A 16,949-nucleotide genomic window follows, 5' to 3' on the forward strand; every position below is an offset into this window, starting at 1 on the left:
ATGAGCAACCCACGCCACAACATCCGCGAAGTCCGTGCACCGCAAGGCTCGGAGTTGAACGCCAAGAGCTGGATGACCGAAGCCCCGCTGCGCATGCTGATGAATAACCTCGATCCGGACGTCGCCGAACGTCCGCATGAACTGGTGGTTTATGGCGGCATCGGCCGTGCCGCCCGCACCTGGGAGGATTTCGATCGCATCGTCGCGACACTGAAAACGCTGACCGAAGAGGAGACCCTTATCGTGCAGTCCGGCAAACCGGTCGGTGTGTTTCGGACGCACAAGGACGCGCCGCGTGTCCTAATCGCCAATTCCAATCTTGTCCCGCATTGGGCCACCTGGGACCATTTCAACGAACTCGACCGCAAAGGTTTGGCCATGTACGGCCAGATGACGGCCGGTTCCTGGATCTATATCGGCACGCAGGGCATCGTGCAGGGAACCTACGAGACTTTCGTGGAAGCCGGCCGCCAGCACTATGGCGGCAACCTGAAGGGCAAGTGGATACTGACCGGCGGTCTCGGGGGCATGGGAGGCGCCCAGCCGCTTGCGGCCGTCATGGCCGGTGCCTGCTGCCTCGCCGTCGAATGCGACGAGACACGCGTCGACTTCCGCCTGCGCACCCGCTATGTCGATGCGAAGGCCCATACCTTGGATGAAGCTCTGGCACTTATCGACCAGTGGACGAAGGCGGGTGAAGCCAAGTCTGTCGGTCTCATCGGCAATGCTGCCGAGATATTTCCCGAACTGGTTCGCCGTGGTGTAAAGCCCGACATCGTGACCGATCAAACCTCGGCCCATGACCCGGTTCACGGCTATCTGCCGATCGGCTGGACGGTCGCCGAATGGCGGGCGAAGCAGGAAAGCGATCCGAAGACGGTTGAAGCCGCCGCCCGGGCTTCGATGAAAATCCATGTCGCCGCCATGGTCGATTTTTGGAATATGGGCGTTCCCACGCTCGATTACGGTAACAATATCCGCCAGGTTGCCAAGGAAGAGGGGCTTGAGAACGCCTTCGCTTTCCCGGGCTTCGTGCCTGCCTATATCCGTCCGCTGTTTTGCCGTGGTATCGGCCCCTTCCGTTGGGCGGCACTTTCCGGCGATCCGGAGGACATCTACAAAACCGATGCCAAGGTGAAGGAACTGCTGCCGGACAACAAGCACCTGCATAACTGGCTGGACATGGCCCGCGAGCGCATCGCCTTCCAGGGCCTGCCGGCCCGGATATGCTGGGTGGGCCTGGGCGATCGTCACCGTCTTGCGCTGGCCTTTAACGAAATGGTCAAGAGTGGCGAATTGAAAGCACCTGTCGTCATCGGCCGCGATCATTTGGACAGTGGTTCCGTCGCTTCACCCAACCGCGAGACGGAAGCCATGAAGGACGGATCGGATGCAGTATCCGACTGGCCGCTTCTCAATGCCCTGCTCAACTGCGCCTCTGGCGCGACATGGGTCTCACTGCACCATGGGGGCGGTGTCGGCATGGGTTTCTCGCAGCATTCGGGCGTTGTCATCTGCGCAGACGGCTCCGATGACGCGGCCAAACGTCTAGAGCGAGTTCTGTGGAACGATCCGGCCACCGGCGTCATGCGCCATGCGGACGCGGGTTACGAAATCGCGCTCGAATGCGCGAAGGAAAAGGGCTTGCGCCTGCCGGGCATCCTCGGCAATTGAGGACCGAAATGCGTCTTCTCAAGGCGGACGACCACAGGGCCATGCCCTGGAAAAATGGCAAAGGCGTCACCCGGGAAGTGGCGTCCGAACCTATGCCGGGCGATCCGATTGGACGGTTCCTCTGGCGCATCAGCCTCGCGACAGTAGAGGGCGAGAGTGATTTCTCGCCCTTTCTCGGCATTGACCGGACCATCGCGGTCCTTGCCGGCGACGGCATGCAGCTAACGGTGGACGGCGTCCTGCAGCCGGAAATGCGGGCATTATGCGACCCGTTTCCATTTTCCGGCGATAGTGACGTCTCCGCCAGATGTCTGGGCGGCCCGATTACCGACCTCAACGTCATGACGCTTCGCGGCCACGCATGGCATCACGTGCAGCGATGTGCCTTCGAGGGATCCCTTGTCTTCAATACCGCCAAGGCGCTTTTCGCGATTGTTTTCACGGGCACCTGCATGGTTCGGGCGGATGGAATCGAGCTTGCGGCAGAAGGACAAGACGTCCTTTGCTGGATAGCCCCGGATGTGCATGTCCATTTGACCGCCGAGCAGAGCAGCGTCGTTTATCTCATCGAGATGGAGCGCCTTTCGTGAGGGGAGGCCGGCAACCTTCCCGCCCAGGTCAGCTCGGCTGTTGTTCACTCGCCCACAGCGCGTGGAAGTGCTGAACAGGTCCGTGGCCGTTGCCGACACTCAGTGTGCCGGCTGCAGCTATGGCGCCTGCAAGATAGACCTTGGCGATCGCAACGGATTCGGCAAGCGGAGCGCCTTTGGCAAGCTCGGCGGCTATCGCACTGGACAAGGTGCAACCTGTGCCATGGGTGTTTTGCGTTGAGACCCGCGTACCCTCAAACCAGTGAAGACCGGTGGATTCCGCCAGGACGTCGGGGCTCTCTGCCCCTTCAAGATGGCCACCCTTGATCAGCGCCGCCTTCGGCCCCAGCCGGAGCAGTCTCTCGGCCTGCTCGGCCATCCCCGCGCGGTCTACCGCCATCGCTTCACCTAGAAGAGCAGCGGCTTCCGGCAGGTTGGGCGTGACCAGCGTGGACATGGGTATTAGCCGACGGATCAGGATCTCTATCGCATCGGAAGCCAGAAGTGACGCCCCCCCTTTGGCGACCATGACAGGATCGAGCACGATCGGCAGATTGTCATGATAGGGACGGAGGACATCCGCAACGACTTCGGCGATTTCGGCATTGGCAATCATGCCGATCTTGACCGCATCGACCCGGATGTCGGCAAAAATGGCGTGGATCTGCTCGGCCACGAAAGCGGGTGGTACGAGATGCACGCCTGTTACCCCGACCGTGTTTTGCGCCGTCAAGGCAGTAAGGACTGCCATTCCAAAGGTGCCCCGCGCCGAAAACGTCTTCAGGTCCGCCTGAATTCCCGCGCCGCCGGAGGGATCGGAGCCTGCGATGGATAAAACATTGCGGATCATAGGCGCGCCTTTCTGACCTCGTCAGTTATTCTTCGTGCGGCTTCCTTCGGGTCCGGCTGGCCGCAAATGGCGGAGACTACGGCGATCCCGTGGGCACCTGCCGCCAGCGCCTTGCCGGCGTGTTCCGCCCTGAGGCCGCCGATGGCGACCGCTGGCACCGATGCGGCCGCCACGATACGCGCCAATCCATCGAAGCCGATCGGCTGCTTGTGATCCGGTTTGGTGGGAGTGGCGAAGACCGGGCCTATTCCGACGTAGTCGACGAGAGATGGATCGACGCCCTGCGCAAGCTCCTCGGTTTCGACCGACACGCCGACGATCATACCCTCTCCGACGCGGCGGCGCGCCATCGATGCCCCCATGTCGCTCTGTCCCACATGCACTCCCTCGGCGCCGATGGCGATCGCGGCTTCGACATCGTCATTGACGATCAAAGGTATGCCGCTGCCTGCGAGTGCCGCTTTCAACGCCTGACCGGTCTCGATCATCCTTGCGGTGCTGGCGTTTTTGTCACGCAATTGAACCATGGTCGCACCACCTTCCACGGCGAGCCGAGCGGTCTGCGCCATGCCGAGGCCTTGGCATAACTCGGGATCGAGGACGAGATAGACGGATAGATCGAAGGCTTTCATGCTGCTACGACCTTCGCTTTGGCATCCAGCGTCTCTGGCGAAAGCGATGCCAACCGGTCAAGAAAAAGGGGAGAGAAAGAACCGGGGCCATTAGCAGTGAGTGCTGCTTCCTCCCCCGCGACCGCGAACATCGCGAGGGCGGCCACCGTCGCGTCGAACGGCCTATCCGGACGGACTGCGACAAAGGCACCAACCAGAGCGGTCAGAGAGCAACCAAGTGCCGTAACACGAGGCATAAGATCAGATCCGCCGAGGATATGGACGGAGCGAAAACCGTTGGTAACGAAGTCCATTTCGCCGGTAACGGCTACGACGCAGGCGTGATCACGAGCAAGCGCAACGGCGGCGTCTTCGGCCTTTTCGGTTTTGTCGCCGCTGTCGACGCCCTGACCGCGAGATTGCGCTCCTGTAAGTGCCATGATCTCCGAGGCGTTGCCGCGAATGACTGTGGGCTTCAGCGCCAGGAGTTCTGTAACGGCAGCGCTGCGGTAGGGGGTCGCGAAATGGGCGACTGGATCGAGGATCCAGGGCTTGCCCTCCTCGCTGGCAGCTTTTGCCGCTTCCTTCATGCCGGAAAGGAAGTAAGGCGAAAGCGTTCCGATGTTGATCGTCAACGCCGCAGCGATGCGAGCGAAATCTCCTGCTTCCTCCTTCGCATGCACCATGGCTGGCGAGGCGCCGGCGGCGAGCATCACATTGGCCGCAATGTTCATCGCCACGAAATTGGTGATGTTCTGCACAAGGGGGTTCTTTTGGCGCATTGCCGATAGAATCTGGCCTGGAGTGTCTGTCATCTGCGTCCTCGCCTTTTCAGGTGGAGGGGCGCAGGGCATTTCATCAGAAAAAGCCCAGGCGACTCCCTCCGCCAGCATGATCTGGTTCAGGTTCAAAGGGTACTTCTCAGCCCGGCAACCCGGACGCCCCTGTCTGAGGCAAGGACTAGCGCATATGCCGCCATGGGCGCCAGCGATTTTTGTCAAAAAAACTACTTGTAGCTCTAGTCGCTAGAGGTTGTAGTTATGGTACCCGATCCCAGGCGGAGAGAAAGATGACAGCAAAGAATCAGGCTCGTTACAAGATCGGCGGAATGGATTGCGCAAGTTGCGCGGCAAAGATCGACACAGCAGTTCGACGCATTCCCGGCGTCCAGGATGTTTCCGTTTCTGTTGCTGCAGGCACGATGATGGTCAGCCATGATGGAACGTGCGACCTGCCAGTGATCGAAACGAAGGTTACCGGGCTTGGTTACTCGCTGCGCGCTCTTGGGCAGAAGTCGCCTCGACCAGCAGAGCTGCCGGATCACGGCCTTGATCATGAAGGTCACGACCATGGTCTCCCCGAGACGAAAGATCTTGCAGGATTGCATGAGCACGATCGCATGGACGGATTGTGGTGGAAGAGCGCCAAAGGACGGCTGACGATACTGGCAGGTATTGCACTGGCAGCAGCTTATGGGGTCGGGCACCTGGTTCCGGCCTACGACACCTATATCTTCGTAGCCGCCATGCTCGTCGGCTTGGTGCCGATCGCCCGCCGCGCCGTCATGGCGGCCTTGGCGGGTACGCCGTTTTCGATCGAGATGCTGATGACCATCGCTGCCCTTGGTGCCGTGGTCATCGATGCGTCGGAGGAAGCGGCGGCGGTGGTCTTCCTATTCCTCGTCGGGGAGCTTCTGGAAGGTGTCGCCGCCGGCAAAGCGCGCCAGAGTATTCAAAGCCTGACGGCACTGGTGCCGAAGACCGCGCTGCTGGAAATAAACGGCAAGACACGAGAAGTACCGGCAGAAGATCTTGGGATCGGATCGATCATCCTGGTGCGGCCAGGCGACCGCATCTCTGCGGACGGCATCATTGTCGCCGGCGAAAGCGCAATCAATGAAGCGCCGGTGACGGGCGAGAGCATATCGGTCGTAAAGACTGTCGGCGATGCGGTTTTCGCCGGCACGGTGAATGGAGACGCGGCCCTGCGGGTGCAAGTGACAGCGGCTTCCGCCGACAATACCATCGCCCGGATTGTGCGCCTGGTCGAGGAAGCGCAGGAAAGCAAGGCACCGACCGAACGCTTCATCGACCGCTTTTCGCGCTATTATACGCCAGCCGTCGTGGTCGTCGCAGCGCTGGTCGCAGTGTTGCCGCCACTTATCACTGGTGAAGCCTGGGAAGGTTGGATCTACAAAGGGCTTGCCATTCTTCTGATCGGCTGCCCTTGTGCGTTGGTCATCTCAACGCCTGCTGCAATTGCTGCGTCACTGTCCTCCGGTGCCAGGCGCGGTCTGTTGATGAAAGGCGGTGCGGTCCTCGAAATGGTGGGCAAGGTCACAGCCATCGCGCTGGACAAAACCGGCACGTTGACCGCCGGTAAGCCTCGGGTAACCGATGTGATTGCCTTCGGGCGTAATGCCGATGAGGTGCTTCGCATCGCTGCCGCGCTCGAAACCGGGTCCAGTCATCCGCTGGCGATGGCCATTCTCGCCAAGGCTGCGGACGATGAAGTAGACATTCCTGCCGCGAGCGATGCGAGGGCGCTTGGCGGCGAGGGTATAACGGCGGTCGTCGAGGGCCAGGAGGCCTTCCTGGGTTCGCCGAAAGCAGCGGCCGATCGGGTTTCGCTGTCCATGGCGCATCGGCGGCAGATCGCCGGCCTTAATGATGAGGGTAAGACCGTATCCGTGTTGATCGCGGCCGGCGTGCTGGCCGGCGCGATCGCCATGCGCGACGAACCGCGGCCCGACGCGAAAGAGGGCTTGAAAGCGCTGACGAATGCCGGCGTCCGGACGGTCATGTTGACAGGCGATAACGCCCGTACCGCGAGCGCGATCGGCAAGGATCTCGGCCTCGAGGTGCATGCCGAGCTGATGCCTGAGGACAAGCAGCGGATCATTGCGGAATTGAAACGCAAGGGTTTTACAGTTGGCAAGGTGGGTGATGGTATCAACGATGCGCCGGCCTTGGCGGCGGCGGACGTCGGCATCGCCATGGGCGGGGGCACGGATGTGGCGCTCGAAACGGCCGACGCCGCGGTACTTCACGGCCGTGTACGCGACATTGCCGACATGATCGAGTTGTCGAAGCGCACGATGCGCAACATCCACCAGAACATTGCCATTGCTCTCGGCCTGAAGGCCGTCTTCCTTGTAACCACGGTTCTCGGTGTGACCGGGCTCTGGCCGGCAATTCTGGCGGATACCGGTGCCACTGTGCTTGTCACGCTCAATGCGCTGCGTCTGCTACGCGGTCGGTGAAAGGATGGCAAATGCCTCATAGGGTTTGAGTTCCACAACCGGACCAAGGTTGTCGATGGGGTGGTAATTTGTGATCAGGCATCGGCCGGTGGTCTTCAATTCATCCGGTATGGTCAAAGATACTTCCCGTGCGGTGAAGTTGGCGATGACGACCAGCCGCTCATGGTCGAGGCTGCGGGAATAGACAAAAACGTCCGGATGCTGATCCAGCCAGGACTGATAAAGCCCATAGACGATAACCGGATGTGCTTTCCTTAGGGCGATCAGCTGCCGGTAGTGGTTCCAGACCGAACGTTCGTCGGTCATGGCAGTTTCTGCATTGATCGTTGTATAATTGGGGTTGACCTCTATCCACGGCACGCCGGAGGAAAAGCCGCCATGGGGCGCAGCGCTCCATTGCATCGGCGTACGCGCATTGTCACGTGCGTTGTCATTGGCGCCTGTGATGAATTCCTCCGGCGACAGCCCGGCCTCGATGTGCAGGCGGTGCATGTTGAGGGTCTCGATATCCCGATATTGATCTATCTTGGTAAAGGGGACGTTGGTCATCCCGATTTCTTCGCCCTGATAGATGAAGGGTGTGCCCTTCAAGAGATGCAGCACGGTCGCCAGCATCTTGGCGGATTCGGACGGATAGCCGCGGGAGTCGCCATATTTGGAGACGGCGCGGGGCAGGTCGTGGTTTCCCCAGAAAAGGGAGTTCCATCCGTCTTCCGACAACGCATATTGCCATTTGCTGAGCACCGACTTCAGCTTCACGAGATCGAAGGGCTTGGAGCGCCACTTGCCGTAGACTTCGTCCCATTGCTGCGTGACATGCTCGAACTGGAAGACCATCGAAAGTTCGTTGCGATCGCGCCCGGTATAGAGCAAGGCCGAACCCGGCGTCGCGCTCCAGGCTTCGCCGACGGTAAGAATGTTGCGGCCACCGAAGGTTTCGCGGTTCATTTCCTGCAGATAGTCGTGCAGATGCGGCCCGTCCTTCACCAGTTCCTGGTCGACCTGCTTGCCGATATAGTCGATGACGTCCATGCGAAAGCCGGCAATGCCACGTTCGAGCCACCAGTTCATCATGTCGTAGATTTCTCGCCGGACCTTCGGGTTTTCCCAGTTGAGATCCGGCTGGCGACGGGAGAAGAGGTGGAGGTAATATTCCCCGGTTTGAGGATCGAGCGTCCAGGCCGGTCCGCCAAAGGAAGACATGAGGCCATTCGGAGGGGCGCCGTCGGGACCGGGTTTTCGCCAAATATAGAAGTCGCGATAGGGATTGCTGGGGGACTTGCGGGCTTCGAGAAACCAGGGATGTTCGTCGGACGTGTGGTTGACGACCAGATCCAGGACGATCCCGATACCGCGTTTCCTGGCCTCGGCTATCAGGCGATCGAAATCCGCCAGGGTGCCGAACTCGGGAGCAATGTCTCGGTAATCGGAAATATCATAGCCGTTGTCGTCCATTGGCGACTTGTAGATCGGTGAAAGCCAGATGACGTCGATGCCGAGATTTTTTAGATAATCCAGCTTTGAGGTAATGCCCGGTAGATCGCCGATACCGTCTCCGTTGCTGTCGGCGAAGCTTCGCGGATAAATCTGATATACGGTGGCCGTGTGCCACCATTTGCGCTCCATAGGAGGCGATGTCGGTTGCTCGGCCATAGCCGCGGGCTGATGTGGGACCTGGTTCATATCGTCGTCTCTCCCTGCCTGCTCAAATCGCTCACTGGCGCAACGTCGCAAGCTCACCCGTGTTCCCCCAAAATTGGAACAGGCTGGCGGCTCGGGGGTTAGTCCAAGAGGTAACAAGTTAGAGGAGCACCCGATGAACAGTAGACTTCCACCCGTCCCGGAAGACAACCGCAGCCCGAAGGGTACCGGCGAACCTGCGACCTCGGGAACCGGCGATGAACGCACGACCAATCCGGGCACAGCGAATTTCGAAAAGCAGGGGCAGCAGGGTAACACCAAGGTCAACACGACCCACCAGGGCTACCAGCAGGATCGATAAGGAGACTTGCGATGTCGACATCCGATAAGACCCCTGCCAGCATCCGTCAGGGTGGTCCCGGTGCTTCCCACGAAAATGCAAAGGCGCCGCTTGAAGTTAAAAAACCGCCTGCGGACGATGATCGTCGTTCCAAGAGCCGTGTTTCCGGCGGTGGCGGTGAGCGAGACAGCCATCACACCCACGATTCCGAAAAGAAGGGCGGCGGAACGCGACCCGCCCATTGAGCCGGGACAAACCGATCTGAAGGAACCCTTTTCGCTGCCGCGAGAAGGGTTCTTGCGTCGCTGTCTGATTTCGACTGGGCGTAAGAGCATTTAATGCCCCGTAAGCGCTCAGTGTTCGGCCTGGTTTCGCCTGCCTGTTAAAACGATAGGAGCCTCTTTCAGCATTCGGTAAGCCGAAGGCGCTAAATTAGCGTCACTAGAATTATGGCCGGCTACTTTGGAGGCTTGATTGGCGGGCAGTTCCCATTTGAGAGAAACCGACGAGCAGCTGCAGGATATGGATATTTTGCAGGCTCTGTTCGAAGGAGCCCATCAGCCGATTCTCATCAAAGATGACCAATCGCGCTTCTTGTATCTCAATAAAAAAGCCTGCGACATGATCGGCATGAAGCCGGAGCATCTCTTAGGCCGCACGGGGCATGAATTTCTGCAAAAATCGGATGCCGACCGAATACGGGCAATAGACGTTGAGGTGATGGCGACCGGCCAGGAAAGCCTGCTCGAAGAAGAAGTAACCGGTCGAGGCGGCGTCACTCGAATCCTGGTAACCCATAAACGTCGAGCACTCCTTCCTATTGGCGGGACGACAAAACCCGTGTTGATCGCGGTTATCTCCGACATCACCAAATTGCGCCGCGCCGAACAGGTTTTACGTGCGAGCGAAGAGCATTATCGTTCTTTTGTGGAGCTCCACCCACAGACCCCGTGGGTGGCGGACGCCTCGGGAGATGTGATCGAGGTCGGACCGAGTTGGCAGCATGCATCCGGGCTCGATTTACACGAAGCTCTCGGACGGGGTTGGGAAAAAACGATCCATCCGCAGGATCTTCCGCACGTCATCGAGCAATGGCAGGCAGCGGTGGAAAACGCCGCCCGCTTCGACATGGTCTATCGCATCGGGCCTGTAAAGGGTCGGTATCGCTGGTTTCGCAACCGCGCGGCACCCCGCCTGAACGAGGCTGGCGAGGTATGCAGGTGGTATGGTCTGCTGGAAGACGTTCATGACCGCCAGCTCGCCCTTAAAGCCTTACAATCAAGCGAGCAGAGGCTGCGCGAGCACCGCGATCGGCTGGAAAAAACCGTCGAGGAAAGGACTGTCGAAGTCCAGTTGAAGAATGTCGAACTGGACCGCCTTCTACAGCAGGAGAGGGCGATCAACGCCCTTCAGCGACGGTTCGTGGCGATGATTTCTCATGAGTTTCGCACGCCGCTTGCCGTTATCGACGGAGCAGCGCAGCGGCTGACCCGCACGAAGGGTGCCGTGACGCCGCAATTCCTTTCCGACAAGTGCGTGCAGATCAAGGGCGCGGTCGTGCGTATGGTCGAGCTGATGGAGAGTATTTTGGCCGCCGGCCGAATAGCCACCGGCACGATCGCAATCGATAAAAGGCCCTGCTCTCTTTCCGCAGTGATTGAGGAATGTATCGCGCACCGGTTGGAGATCAGCAAGGATCATAACATTCGCGCAGATCTCGCCGACCTGCCCGCCTTCCAGATGGTGGATGGTGTCGCGCTCGGTCGGGTCTTCACGAATTTGCTCTCCAACGCAGTGAAATATTCGCCCAACTCTCCCGAAATCGATGTGAGAGGTTGGCAGCAGGGGCAGCGCGTCCTGGTCACCATCAAGGACACCGGTATCGGAATAGATTCGGACGACGTGCCGAAGCTGTTCGAGCCCTATTTCCGGGCGCGCAGTGCAACCGGCATCGCCGGGACGGGGATTGGCCTCAATATTGTGAAGGAAATCATCGAGCTTCACGGCGGTTCGATCTCCGTCGAAAGCGAGCTTGGCCAAGGTACGACCTTTATTCTGGACCTGCCATTTGAAGAGGTCCTTGAGGCAAAGACAGCTTAGGAATGGAACAATGACCACGATCTTATGCATAGACGACGAGCATGATATCCGTCAGCTCCTGGTCGAGGAGATGGAGGATGCCGGTTTCTCGACCCTTCAGGCCGCCAATGGTCAGGAGGGGCTGGATCTTCTGGTCTCCAAATGGCCGGATCTCGTGATCTGCGATATCTCCATGCCGGTCATGAGCGGCCACGAACTTCTGGCCGAGATTCAGGTCAATTATCCTGACTTCGCCGACACCCCCTTCATCATGTTGACGGCTCTGACGGATCGGGAAAATGTTCTCTCGGGACTGCGGGGGGGCGCCGAAGCCTATCTGACGAAGCCGATCGATTTTGATCTGCTGATGGCGAAGGTGACGGGTTGCCTCACGCGAATCGAGAATAACCGAAAGGCCGGCCGGGGCTTTTAGGCCTTGGAGATGTCGAGCGGCGGCGAGGGTAGAAACTCGTCATGGCCGCCGCTGCGATTTTGCTCACGTGTCAGGTGCTTATCAGCCACAGATAGGCGGCAGCAGTCCAGGAGAACCCGAGGCCGCCGCAGCCTTCTCCTGTTACCGGGTCGAAATATTCAGCAAATCCTTCGGATTCGATCGCGGCGATAGTCGACCTTCGCAGGTCCTCGGCCGCGTCCGTATAACGGTTTCGCTTCAGCCCGTCGATCAGCAGCCAATTGATGATTGCCCAGGCCGGGCCACGCCAGTAGCGCTTCGGCTCCCAGCCCACGATGCCCGGTCTGGTGGTCGGAAAGGCGACCTTGAGACCTTCGGACCAGGCGCTCATCTCATTGACCAGAGCATCGGCAACCGGAGCTTCGAGGTCAAGCGCGAGCAGAGGAATAAACCCGGCTTGCGTAGCCGCTTCGATATCCTCGCCCGAGATGAGGTCGCGTGAGACGAAGCGGGAAAGCTTCGGCCGCCACTGGCGGATCAATGCTCTGCGGGTACGATCGTTGAGCGCGGCGATCGCATCCGCTTCCGCACTCCTGCCAAACAAGCGTGCAAGGTATTCGAGGTCCTCCCCCGCCTTCAAGAGGATCGCCGTGGTCTGGATTTCGGCGACCTTGAACGGCGCCTTCTGCCACTGCTTTGCTGGATTCCAGCGGCAGGCGGCATAGGTGTCGACGAGATGGATGAAGCGACTATAGTCCTCGTCACGCGGGCGCATTTCGGCATTCACGTGACCGGTGTCCCTGCGTACCACGGGTGTGTCAGTCGTGGTCGGCACGCGGGCGAGCGCGATGTCCCAGGCGGGAGAATTGTCGCTCCCGCTCTCCCAGGGGTGAAGCAACGCAACGAGGCCAGTGCCCTCCGGATCCCGCGCCGAATACCACCAGCGGTGCCATTTCAGCGCCGCTTCGTAGAGGGGGATGGTGCGGGATCTGGCTTGTGGGCCTGCTGCTTCGAAAACTTTGCGCAAGGCGATCGCGAAGACCGGCGGCTGAGTGATCCCAGAGGTCGGGATCGTATGGCTCGTACGCCAGACATCCGGGCCAGGAAAATAGGTGTCACTCGGCTGGTGGAAGACGATATGCGGGATCATGCCGTCCGCCCACTGGCCCTCGACCAATCGTTCGAGTTCGCGATAAGCTCGATCGGTGTCATAAAGTGCAAACCCCATGGCGACGAAGGCGGAATCCCAATTCCATTGGAAGGGGTAGAGCCGGTCCGTGGGAACCGTATAACCGCCGCGATCATTGGCGACGAGAATCCGCTTGGCCTCATTGAGATGCATGTTCATGCCGGGTACTCCGAGATTTCTTAAGCCGTCAGTGCCGGATAGGCTGTGCCGCTCTCGGGCGAAAGCCAGGTAATGCGGTTGCGATCGAGTTTCAGACCGATCGTGTCGCCGCTTTTCACAGTCTCCGATGCGGGCAGGACGACGCGGACCGGCTGGTCGTGAATCGAGCCGGTGAGCAGCAGATGCGAGCCCATAGGCTCGGCAACGCGAACCTTCATCTCAAGACCGGTAGACAGCGGCGCCAGTTCGACAGCCTCACCGCGCATGCCGAGGATCACTTCGTACCCGGCGTCCTTCGGCGCTGAAATTTGCTCGCCGCCAGCCGCAACCTGGCCGTTTGAGACCGCAACCTTGATAAAGTTCATCGGCGGATTCCCGATGAAACCGCCGACGAAGCGTGTTGCTGGACGATTGTAGATCTCCACAGGACTGCCGATCTGTTCGACGACACCGCCATGCATTACCGCGATGCGGTCGGACAGACCCATCGCCTCGGTCTGGTCGTGCGTGACGTAAACCGTCGTTGTGCCGGCCGATTGCAGGACGGCTTTGAGTTCGGTGCGCATTTCCAGTCGCAACAGCGCATCGAGGTTCGAAAGCGGCTCGTCCATCAACAGGACCCTGGGCTCGACCGCAAGGGCGCGGGCGACGGCGACGCGTTGCCGTTGGCCGCCGGATAATTTGTTAGGATAGCGATCGAGATAGGGCTCGATATGGAGAAGGCCGGCAGCCTTCTCGACTTGCGCTTTTACGCGGAGGTCGTCGGCTTTTTGCATGCGCAGACCGAATGCTACATTTTCATAGACGGTCATATGCGGGAAGACCGCGTAGTTCTGGAAGACCATGGCCAGACCGCGGTCTTTGGGAGGCAGGCCGATGATTGAGTTGTCGCCAATACGTACGTCGCCGGAGGTTGCCGTTTCGAGCCCGGCGATAATGCGCAACAGCGTGGTCTTGCCGCAGCCGGAGGGACCGAGCAGCGACACGAACTCGCCGTCGTGGATCGTCAGCGAGACCTCTTTCAGAGCCTCGAATGCGCCAAAACTTTTCCGAATACGGTCGATCACGATATTGGCCATGGATAGGTCCCGTTATTTGGAGGAAATGCCCCATATCGCGAAGAGGTAGCGCCTGACCGCGAATATGAAGACGACCGATGGGAGAATGAGCATGAGGCCGCCGGCGAAGCGATAATGCATTGGGCTCTCCGACAGAACCGTCAGCAGATAGGCTGTCAAGGTCCGGTTTCGGACCGTCAGCACAGAGGCGGCAAAGACTTCGTTCCAGGAGATGACGAAAGCGAAAACGGCAGTTGCCACGATGCCCGGAAGCGCCAACGGAGCCACGACCTTGAAGAAAGCTTGGATGCGCGTGCATCCGAATACCCAGGCCGCCTCTTCCAGTTCCTTTGGGACGCCAAGAAAGATTCCTTGCGTGACGAGTGCTGCAAACGGCAATGCCAGCACGGTATGGATCAAGCCAACCCCGACCACCGTGTCGTAGAGGCCGAGCCTGATGAAGGAAACAGTCAGCGGCAGCGCCAGGATCGCCAGCGGAAAAGCGCGCGTGAGCAAGACCAGCAGGCGGTAACTGTCTTTTCCCCAGAAATTATAGCGCGCAAGTGCGTAGCCCGCCGGTGCCCCAAGCAGGATCGAGAGCGCAACCGTAATCCCCGCCGCTGCCAGTGAGTTTAGAAAGGACTGCACGACGCCTTCCGTCTTCAGGAACAGGACGAATGGGTCGGTCGAGATGCCGATCGGAAGGCCGGTCTTCGGCCATTGATAGACGCCCTGGCGTCCGCCAAGCGCCCCGAGGGCAACCAGATAGATCGGCACCAGAACCCAGGCGCAGAGTGCTGCTATGCCGCTCCAGAGGAGCCATCGGCGGGAAGAAATAAAACCTGCGGGTTTTGTCGAACTCATGGCAGGCGCTCCGGATCGACTTTGATTGCCTTGAGGTAAACGAGGGTTGCGGCGAGCGAGATGACCATGATTAACACCGCGTAGGCCGCTGCGACGCTGTAGTTCTGGTTCTGGTTCTGCCAGTTATAAGCCTCCCCCACCAGGACCGGGAAATTGCGCCCACCGAGCGCATAGACGACGGCGAAGACCTCGAAAGCGAGGACCGTCCGCAGGATCAGTGCCGATTGCAGCGCCGGCCGGATGAGCGGAAGCGTGATGCGCCAGAAGCGCGTCCAGGGTCCTGCACCGAAGATCTCGGCGGCTTCCCTGAATTCCTTCGGCACCTGGTTCAGCCCCGCGACGATGATGACCATGACGATTGCCGTGCCGCGCCAGATCTCGGCGACGGCAATGGCGAAGAAAAGTGCCACCGGTGTCTGGTAGGAAAGCCATCCTGTTTGCCGCTCGATAATCCCAAACCCGAAGAGCACGGAATTCAGGTAACCCGTGTTTTGCAGGATCGACAGCCAGACCAGGCCTGCCGCCAGGTCGGAAATACCGAGCGGAATCGTCCAGATCCAGAGGATGGTTTCACGTCCGCGCCCGACTTTCGCGACCATCGAACCCATCACCAGCGCGATAGCGATCTGGACCGGCACGACCATCAGGGTCAGCAGGAAGGTATTCCTGAGCGAGCGTGTGAAGTTGATGTCGTTCACCATGCGGTCGGCATTGGCTAGCGAAAGGGCGCCATTGTCCGACACCGCGAGCCATATTGTCTGCACCAGCGGCACGATGAAGAGCAACGCCAGAAAGGCGACGGACGGCAGGATCAGAAGATAGGGAATCCAGCGGCGATCATTGGTCATCAGCTCCCGCCTCCTAAAGCCATCGTTTCAGGGTGAGCGCCCGGGCATTTGCGCCCGGCCGCCAGTTCGGCCTTGAAAGGCACTATTGGACGGGGCAGGGACCGTCGCTTTTGGCATCTGGTGCCCAGCAGGGAGCCTTCGTGTCGGCCATCAGCTTGGTAAGCGTCGCGGCCTGGGCCTTCAAAACGTCGCCCACCGGCTCGTTGCGGAGGATGATGCGCTGGAACGCGTCCATGTAGACCTTGTTGAACTCGCCGCCCTTGTCGCCGAGCCCGACGGGAAGCAGCGAGATCAAGGCGTCCTTGGATGTCTGCGTGGCCGTCACCGCTCCTGCAAGCAGGGCCACGCCGGGATCAAGGTCTTCCGGCAGCTTGACGTTCAGTGTCGGAAAGAAGCCCACTCGTGAAGCAGTCAGGAGCTGCACATCGGGCGTCGTGAGATGCTCGATGACCTTTGTTGCCCCAGCCTTGTCCGGTGAGCCTTTGGGAATTGCAAGCCCCGCGACAACCGGCATATAACCCCGCCCCTTTGGCCCAGAGGGCGCCGGAAACACGACATAGTCATCAGGCGAAGCGGAAATGGCGTTCTTCAGCCGCGCGATATGATCCCAGGCGACCATGACTTCGCCGGCAGCCAGCGGCTCCTGCATGAAGTCGTAGTTGGTCGAATTGGGGGTTACGAAGGCCCAGAGGGCCTTCAGTTTTTCCCAGCCGGCCGCCGCCTCGGCGCCCTGAAAGGTACGCACCACACCGCCGGTGAAGGACGGATAGAAATAACCCTGGAAGTAGCGGGCCATCAGGCCTTTTGGTCCTGCGGGAAAGCCAATCTGCGGCTGGCCAGTGGCCTCCTGCAGCTTCTTGCCCCACTCGATCAGCTGGTCGTAACTCAGCGCGTTTACGTCCGTGCCGGCCGGCAGATATTGAAGTGCTTCCTTGCGGGCAGCCATCACATAGGTCGCCTGCATCCACGGGATATATTGCTGGTTTGGTTTTCCAAGCTTGCCGAGATCAAGGACCGCCTGCGGCATGCCGCCAGCGGCAAGCTTTTTTGCCAGATCGTCGAGGGGCTCCAGTGCGTTCTTGTCGGCGAGCGGCGAAAGCTCTCCATGCAAGGCGCCGACGAGGCTCACGGTATGTTTCCCGGCCTGACGCTCTGCCTCCATTCGCACCGCAAATTGTGGCGGTTCTTCCACCACATAATCGACGTCGCCAACGTCTTGCAAAAGCTCCTCGCGAACGACGGTCGCCTCTTCGATCGGGCGAAGCTGGGTCGACACGAAAATCGTCTGGGCAAGCACCGGTGAGGCGAAAGCCAGCACGGTGGAAGCCAGAATTCCAAATGATACGATACGTTTCATATTCTCCTCCTCCAG

The 16,949-nt window shown here is 59.7% G+C and carries 16 protein-coding genes and 1 riboswitch; of the genes, 7 read left to right on the forward strand and 9 right to left on the reverse strand.

The window, feature by feature from the left end; translation table 11 throughout:
* Both hutU and EDE05_RS11775 read left to right on the forward strand, forming a co-directional pair.
* Positions 1-1,674 carry a urocanate hydratase gene (gene hutU / locus EDE05_RS11770; RefSeq protein ID WP_112802987.1) on the forward strand — a complete coding sequence of 558 codons (1,674 nt, stop codon included), beginning with the start codon at positions 1-3 and terminating at the stop codon, positions 1,672-1,674.
* A gap of 8 nt (positions 1,675-1,682) precedes the next feature.
* Positions 1,683-2,264: a HutD family protein gene (locus tag EDE05_RS11775; RefSeq protein ID WP_162712543.1), complete on the forward strand. Its 582-nt coding sequence runs from the start codon at positions 1,683-1,685 to the stop codon at positions 2,262-2,264.
* Positions 2,265-2,292: 28 nt separating this feature from the next.
* Here EDE05_RS11775 and thiD read toward each other — a convergent pair whose 3' ends face one another.
* From thiD to thiM, 3 genes are read right to left on the reverse strand one after another with little or no spacing between them, the layout of a single operon-like run.
* Positions 2,293-3,114, reverse strand: coding sequence for a bifunctional hydroxymethylpyrimidine kinase/phosphomethylpyrimidine kinase (gene thiD / locus EDE05_RS11780; protein WP_112802990.1), 822 nt, complete (start codon positions 3,112-3,114; stop codon positions 2,293-2,295).
* Positions 3,111-3,746, reverse strand: coding sequence for a thiamine phosphate synthase (gene thiE / locus EDE05_RS11785; protein WP_105370994.1), 636 nt, complete (start codon positions 3,744-3,746; stop codon positions 3,111-3,113). The genes thiD and thiE overlap by 4 nt, the downstream gene beginning before the upstream one ends.
* Entirely contained in the window at positions 3,743-4,540 is a 798-nt protein-coding gene (thiM, locus tag EDE05_RS11790) for a hydroxyethylthiazole kinase (RefSeq protein ID WP_112802992.1), read from the reverse strand. Before thiM ends, thiE begins: the two co-directional genes overlap by 4 nt.
* A 46-nt stretch (positions 4,541-4,586) precedes the next feature.
* Positions 4,587-4,681: riboswitch (TPP riboswitch) on the reverse strand.
* Positions 4,682-4,794: 113 nt separating this feature from the next.
* On the opposite strand from thiM, the gene EDE05_RS11795 reads away from it, so the two are divergent.
* The gene (locus EDE05_RS11795; RefSeq protein WP_112802994.1) at positions 4,795-6,987 is read left to right on the forward strand and encodes a heavy metal translocating P-type ATPase; all 2,193 of its coding nucleotides are present in this window, start codon (positions 4,795-4,797) and stop codon (positions 6,985-6,987) included.
* On the opposite strand, the gene EDE05_RS11800 is transcribed toward EDE05_RS11795, so the two are convergent.
* The gene (locus EDE05_RS11800) at positions 6,973-8,670 is read right to left on the reverse strand and encodes an alpha-glucosidase (RefSeq protein ID WP_281033729.1); all 1,698 of its coding nucleotides are present in this window, start codon (positions 8,668-8,670) and stop codon (positions 6,973-6,975) included. The two genes, EDE05_RS11795 and EDE05_RS11800, sit on opposite strands and share 15 nt — an antisense overlap.
* 133 nt (positions 8,671-8,803) lie before the next feature.
* Between EDE05_RS11800 and EDE05_RS11805 the strand changes: the two genes are divergently transcribed.
* The 4 genes from EDE05_RS11805 to EDE05_RS11820 all read left to right on the forward strand — a co-directional run bounded on the left by EDE05_RS11805 (position 8,804) and on the right by EDE05_RS11820 (position 11,480).
* Positions 8,804-8,989, forward strand: coding sequence for a hypothetical protein (locus EDE05_RS11805; protein ID WP_112802996.1), 186 nt, complete (start codon positions 8,804-8,806; stop codon positions 8,987-8,989).
* Positions 8,990-9,000: 11 nt separating this feature from the next.
* The gene (locus EDE05_RS11810; protein WP_105370998.1) at positions 9,001-9,213 is read left to right on the forward strand and encodes a hypothetical protein; all 213 of its coding nucleotides are present in this window, start codon (positions 9,001-9,003) and stop codon (positions 9,211-9,213) included.
* Between the two features lie 229 nt (positions 9,214-9,442).
* On the forward strand, positions 9,443-11,068 hold the full coding sequence (locus EDE05_RS11815) for a PAS domain-containing sensor histidine kinase (RefSeq protein WP_105370999.1): 1,626 nt from the start codon (positions 9,443-9,445) through the stop codon (positions 11,066-11,068).
* A gap of 10 nt (positions 11,069-11,078) precedes the next feature.
* Complete coding sequence (locus tag EDE05_RS11820) at positions 11,079-11,480, forward strand: response regulator (RefSeq protein ID WP_105371000.1); 402 nt, start codon at positions 11,079-11,081, stop codon at positions 11,478-11,480.
* A 70-nt stretch (positions 11,481-11,550) separates the two neighbouring features.
* On the opposite strand, the gene EDE05_RS11825 is transcribed toward EDE05_RS11820, so the two are convergent.
* The 5 genes from EDE05_RS11825 to EDE05_RS11845 all read right to left on the reverse strand — a co-directional run bounded on the left by EDE05_RS11825 (position 11,551) and on the right by EDE05_RS11845 (position 16,934).
* Complete coding sequence (locus tag EDE05_RS11825) at positions 11,551-12,807, reverse strand: neutral trehalase (RefSeq protein WP_112803000.1); 1,257 nt, start codon at positions 12,805-12,807, stop codon at positions 11,551-11,553.
* A gap of 20 nt (positions 12,808-12,827) precedes the next feature.
* Positions 12,828-13,886, reverse strand: coding sequence for an ABC transporter ATP-binding protein (locus EDE05_RS11830; protein WP_134101185.1), 1,059 nt, complete (start codon positions 13,884-13,886; stop codon positions 12,828-12,830).
* Positions 13,887-13,898: 12 nt separating this feature from the next.
* Positions 13,899-14,729 carry a carbohydrate ABC transporter permease gene (locus EDE05_RS11835; RefSeq protein WP_134101189.1) on the reverse strand — a complete coding sequence of 277 codons (831 nt, stop codon included), beginning with the start codon at positions 14,727-14,729 and terminating at the stop codon, positions 13,899-13,901.
* A complete protein-coding gene (locus EDE05_RS11840) occupies positions 14,726-15,577 on the reverse strand; it encodes a sugar ABC transporter permease (RefSeq protein ID WP_105371004.1) in 852 nt (283 codons plus the stop codon). Before EDE05_RS11840 ends, EDE05_RS11835 begins: the two co-directional genes overlap by 4 nt.
* 82 nt (positions 15,578-15,659) lie before the next feature.
* Entirely contained in the window at positions 15,660-16,934 is a 1,275-nt protein-coding gene (locus tag EDE05_RS11845; protein WP_105371005.1) for an ABC transporter substrate-binding protein, read from the reverse strand.
* Between the last annotated feature and the right edge of the window lie 15 nt (positions 16,935-16,949).

Source organism: Neorhizobium sp. R1-B, from assembly GCF_004368875.1.
GTDB classification, from domain to species: domain Bacteria; phylum Pseudomonadota; class Alphaproteobacteria; order Rhizobiales; family Rhizobiaceae; genus Neorhizobium; species Neorhizobium huautlense.

Bases quoted from the DNA above. Each gene is read 5' to 3' on its own strand.
- hutU (WP_112802987.1), top strand. From the start codon at position 1: ATGAGCAACCCACGCCACAACATCCGCGAAGTCCGTGCACCGCAAGGC.
- EDE05_RS11775 (WP_162712543.1), top strand. From the start codon at position 1,683: ATGCGTCTTCTCAAGGCGGACGACCACAGGGCCATGCCCTGGAAAAAT.
- thiD (WP_112802990.1), bottom strand. From the start codon at position 3,114: ATGATCCGCAATGTTTTATCCATCGCAGGCTCCGATCCCTCCGGCGGC.
- thiE (WP_105370994.1), bottom strand. From the start codon at position 3,746: ATGAAAGCCTTCGATCTATCCGTCTATCTCGTCCTCGATCCCGAGTTA.
- thiM (WP_112802992.1), bottom strand. From the start codon at position 4,540: ATGACAGACACTCCAGGCCAGATTCTATCGGCAATGCGCCAAAAGAAC.
- EDE05_RS11795 (WP_112802994.1), top strand. From the start codon at position 4,795: ATGACAGCAAAGAATCAGGCTCGTTACAAGATCGGCGGAATGGATTGC.
- EDE05_RS11800 (WP_281033729.1), bottom strand. From the start codon at position 8,670: ATGAACCAGGTCCCACATCAGCCCGCGGCTATGGCCGAGCAACCGACA.
- EDE05_RS11805 (WP_112802996.1), top strand. From the start codon at position 8,804: ATGAACAGTAGACTTCCACCCGTCCCGGAAGACAACCGCAGCCCGAAG.
- EDE05_RS11810 (WP_105370998.1), top strand. From the start codon at position 9,001: ATGTCGACATCCGATAAGACCCCTGCCAGCATCCGTCAGGGTGGTCCC.
- EDE05_RS11820 (WP_105371000.1), top strand. From the start codon at position 11,079: ATGACCACGATCTTATGCATAGACGACGAGCATGATATCCGTCAGCTC.
- EDE05_RS11825 (WP_112803000.1), bottom strand. From the start codon at position 12,807: ATGAACATGCATCTCAATGAGGCCAAGCGGATTCTCGTCGCCAATGAT.
- EDE05_RS11830 (WP_134101185.1), bottom strand. From the start codon at position 13,886: ATGGCCAATATCGTGATCGACCGTATTCGGAAAAGTTTTGGCGCATTC.
- EDE05_RS11835 (WP_134101189.1), bottom strand. From the start codon at position 14,729: ATGAGTTCGACAAAACCCGCAGGTTTTATTTCTTCCCGCCGATGGCTC.
- EDE05_RS11840 (WP_105371004.1), bottom strand. From the start codon at position 15,577: ATGACCAATGATCGCCGCTGGATTCCCTATCTTCTGATCCTGCCGTCC.
- EDE05_RS11845 (WP_105371005.1), bottom strand. From the start codon at position 16,934: ATGAAACGTATCGTATCATTTGGAATTCTGGCTTCCACCGTGCTGGCT.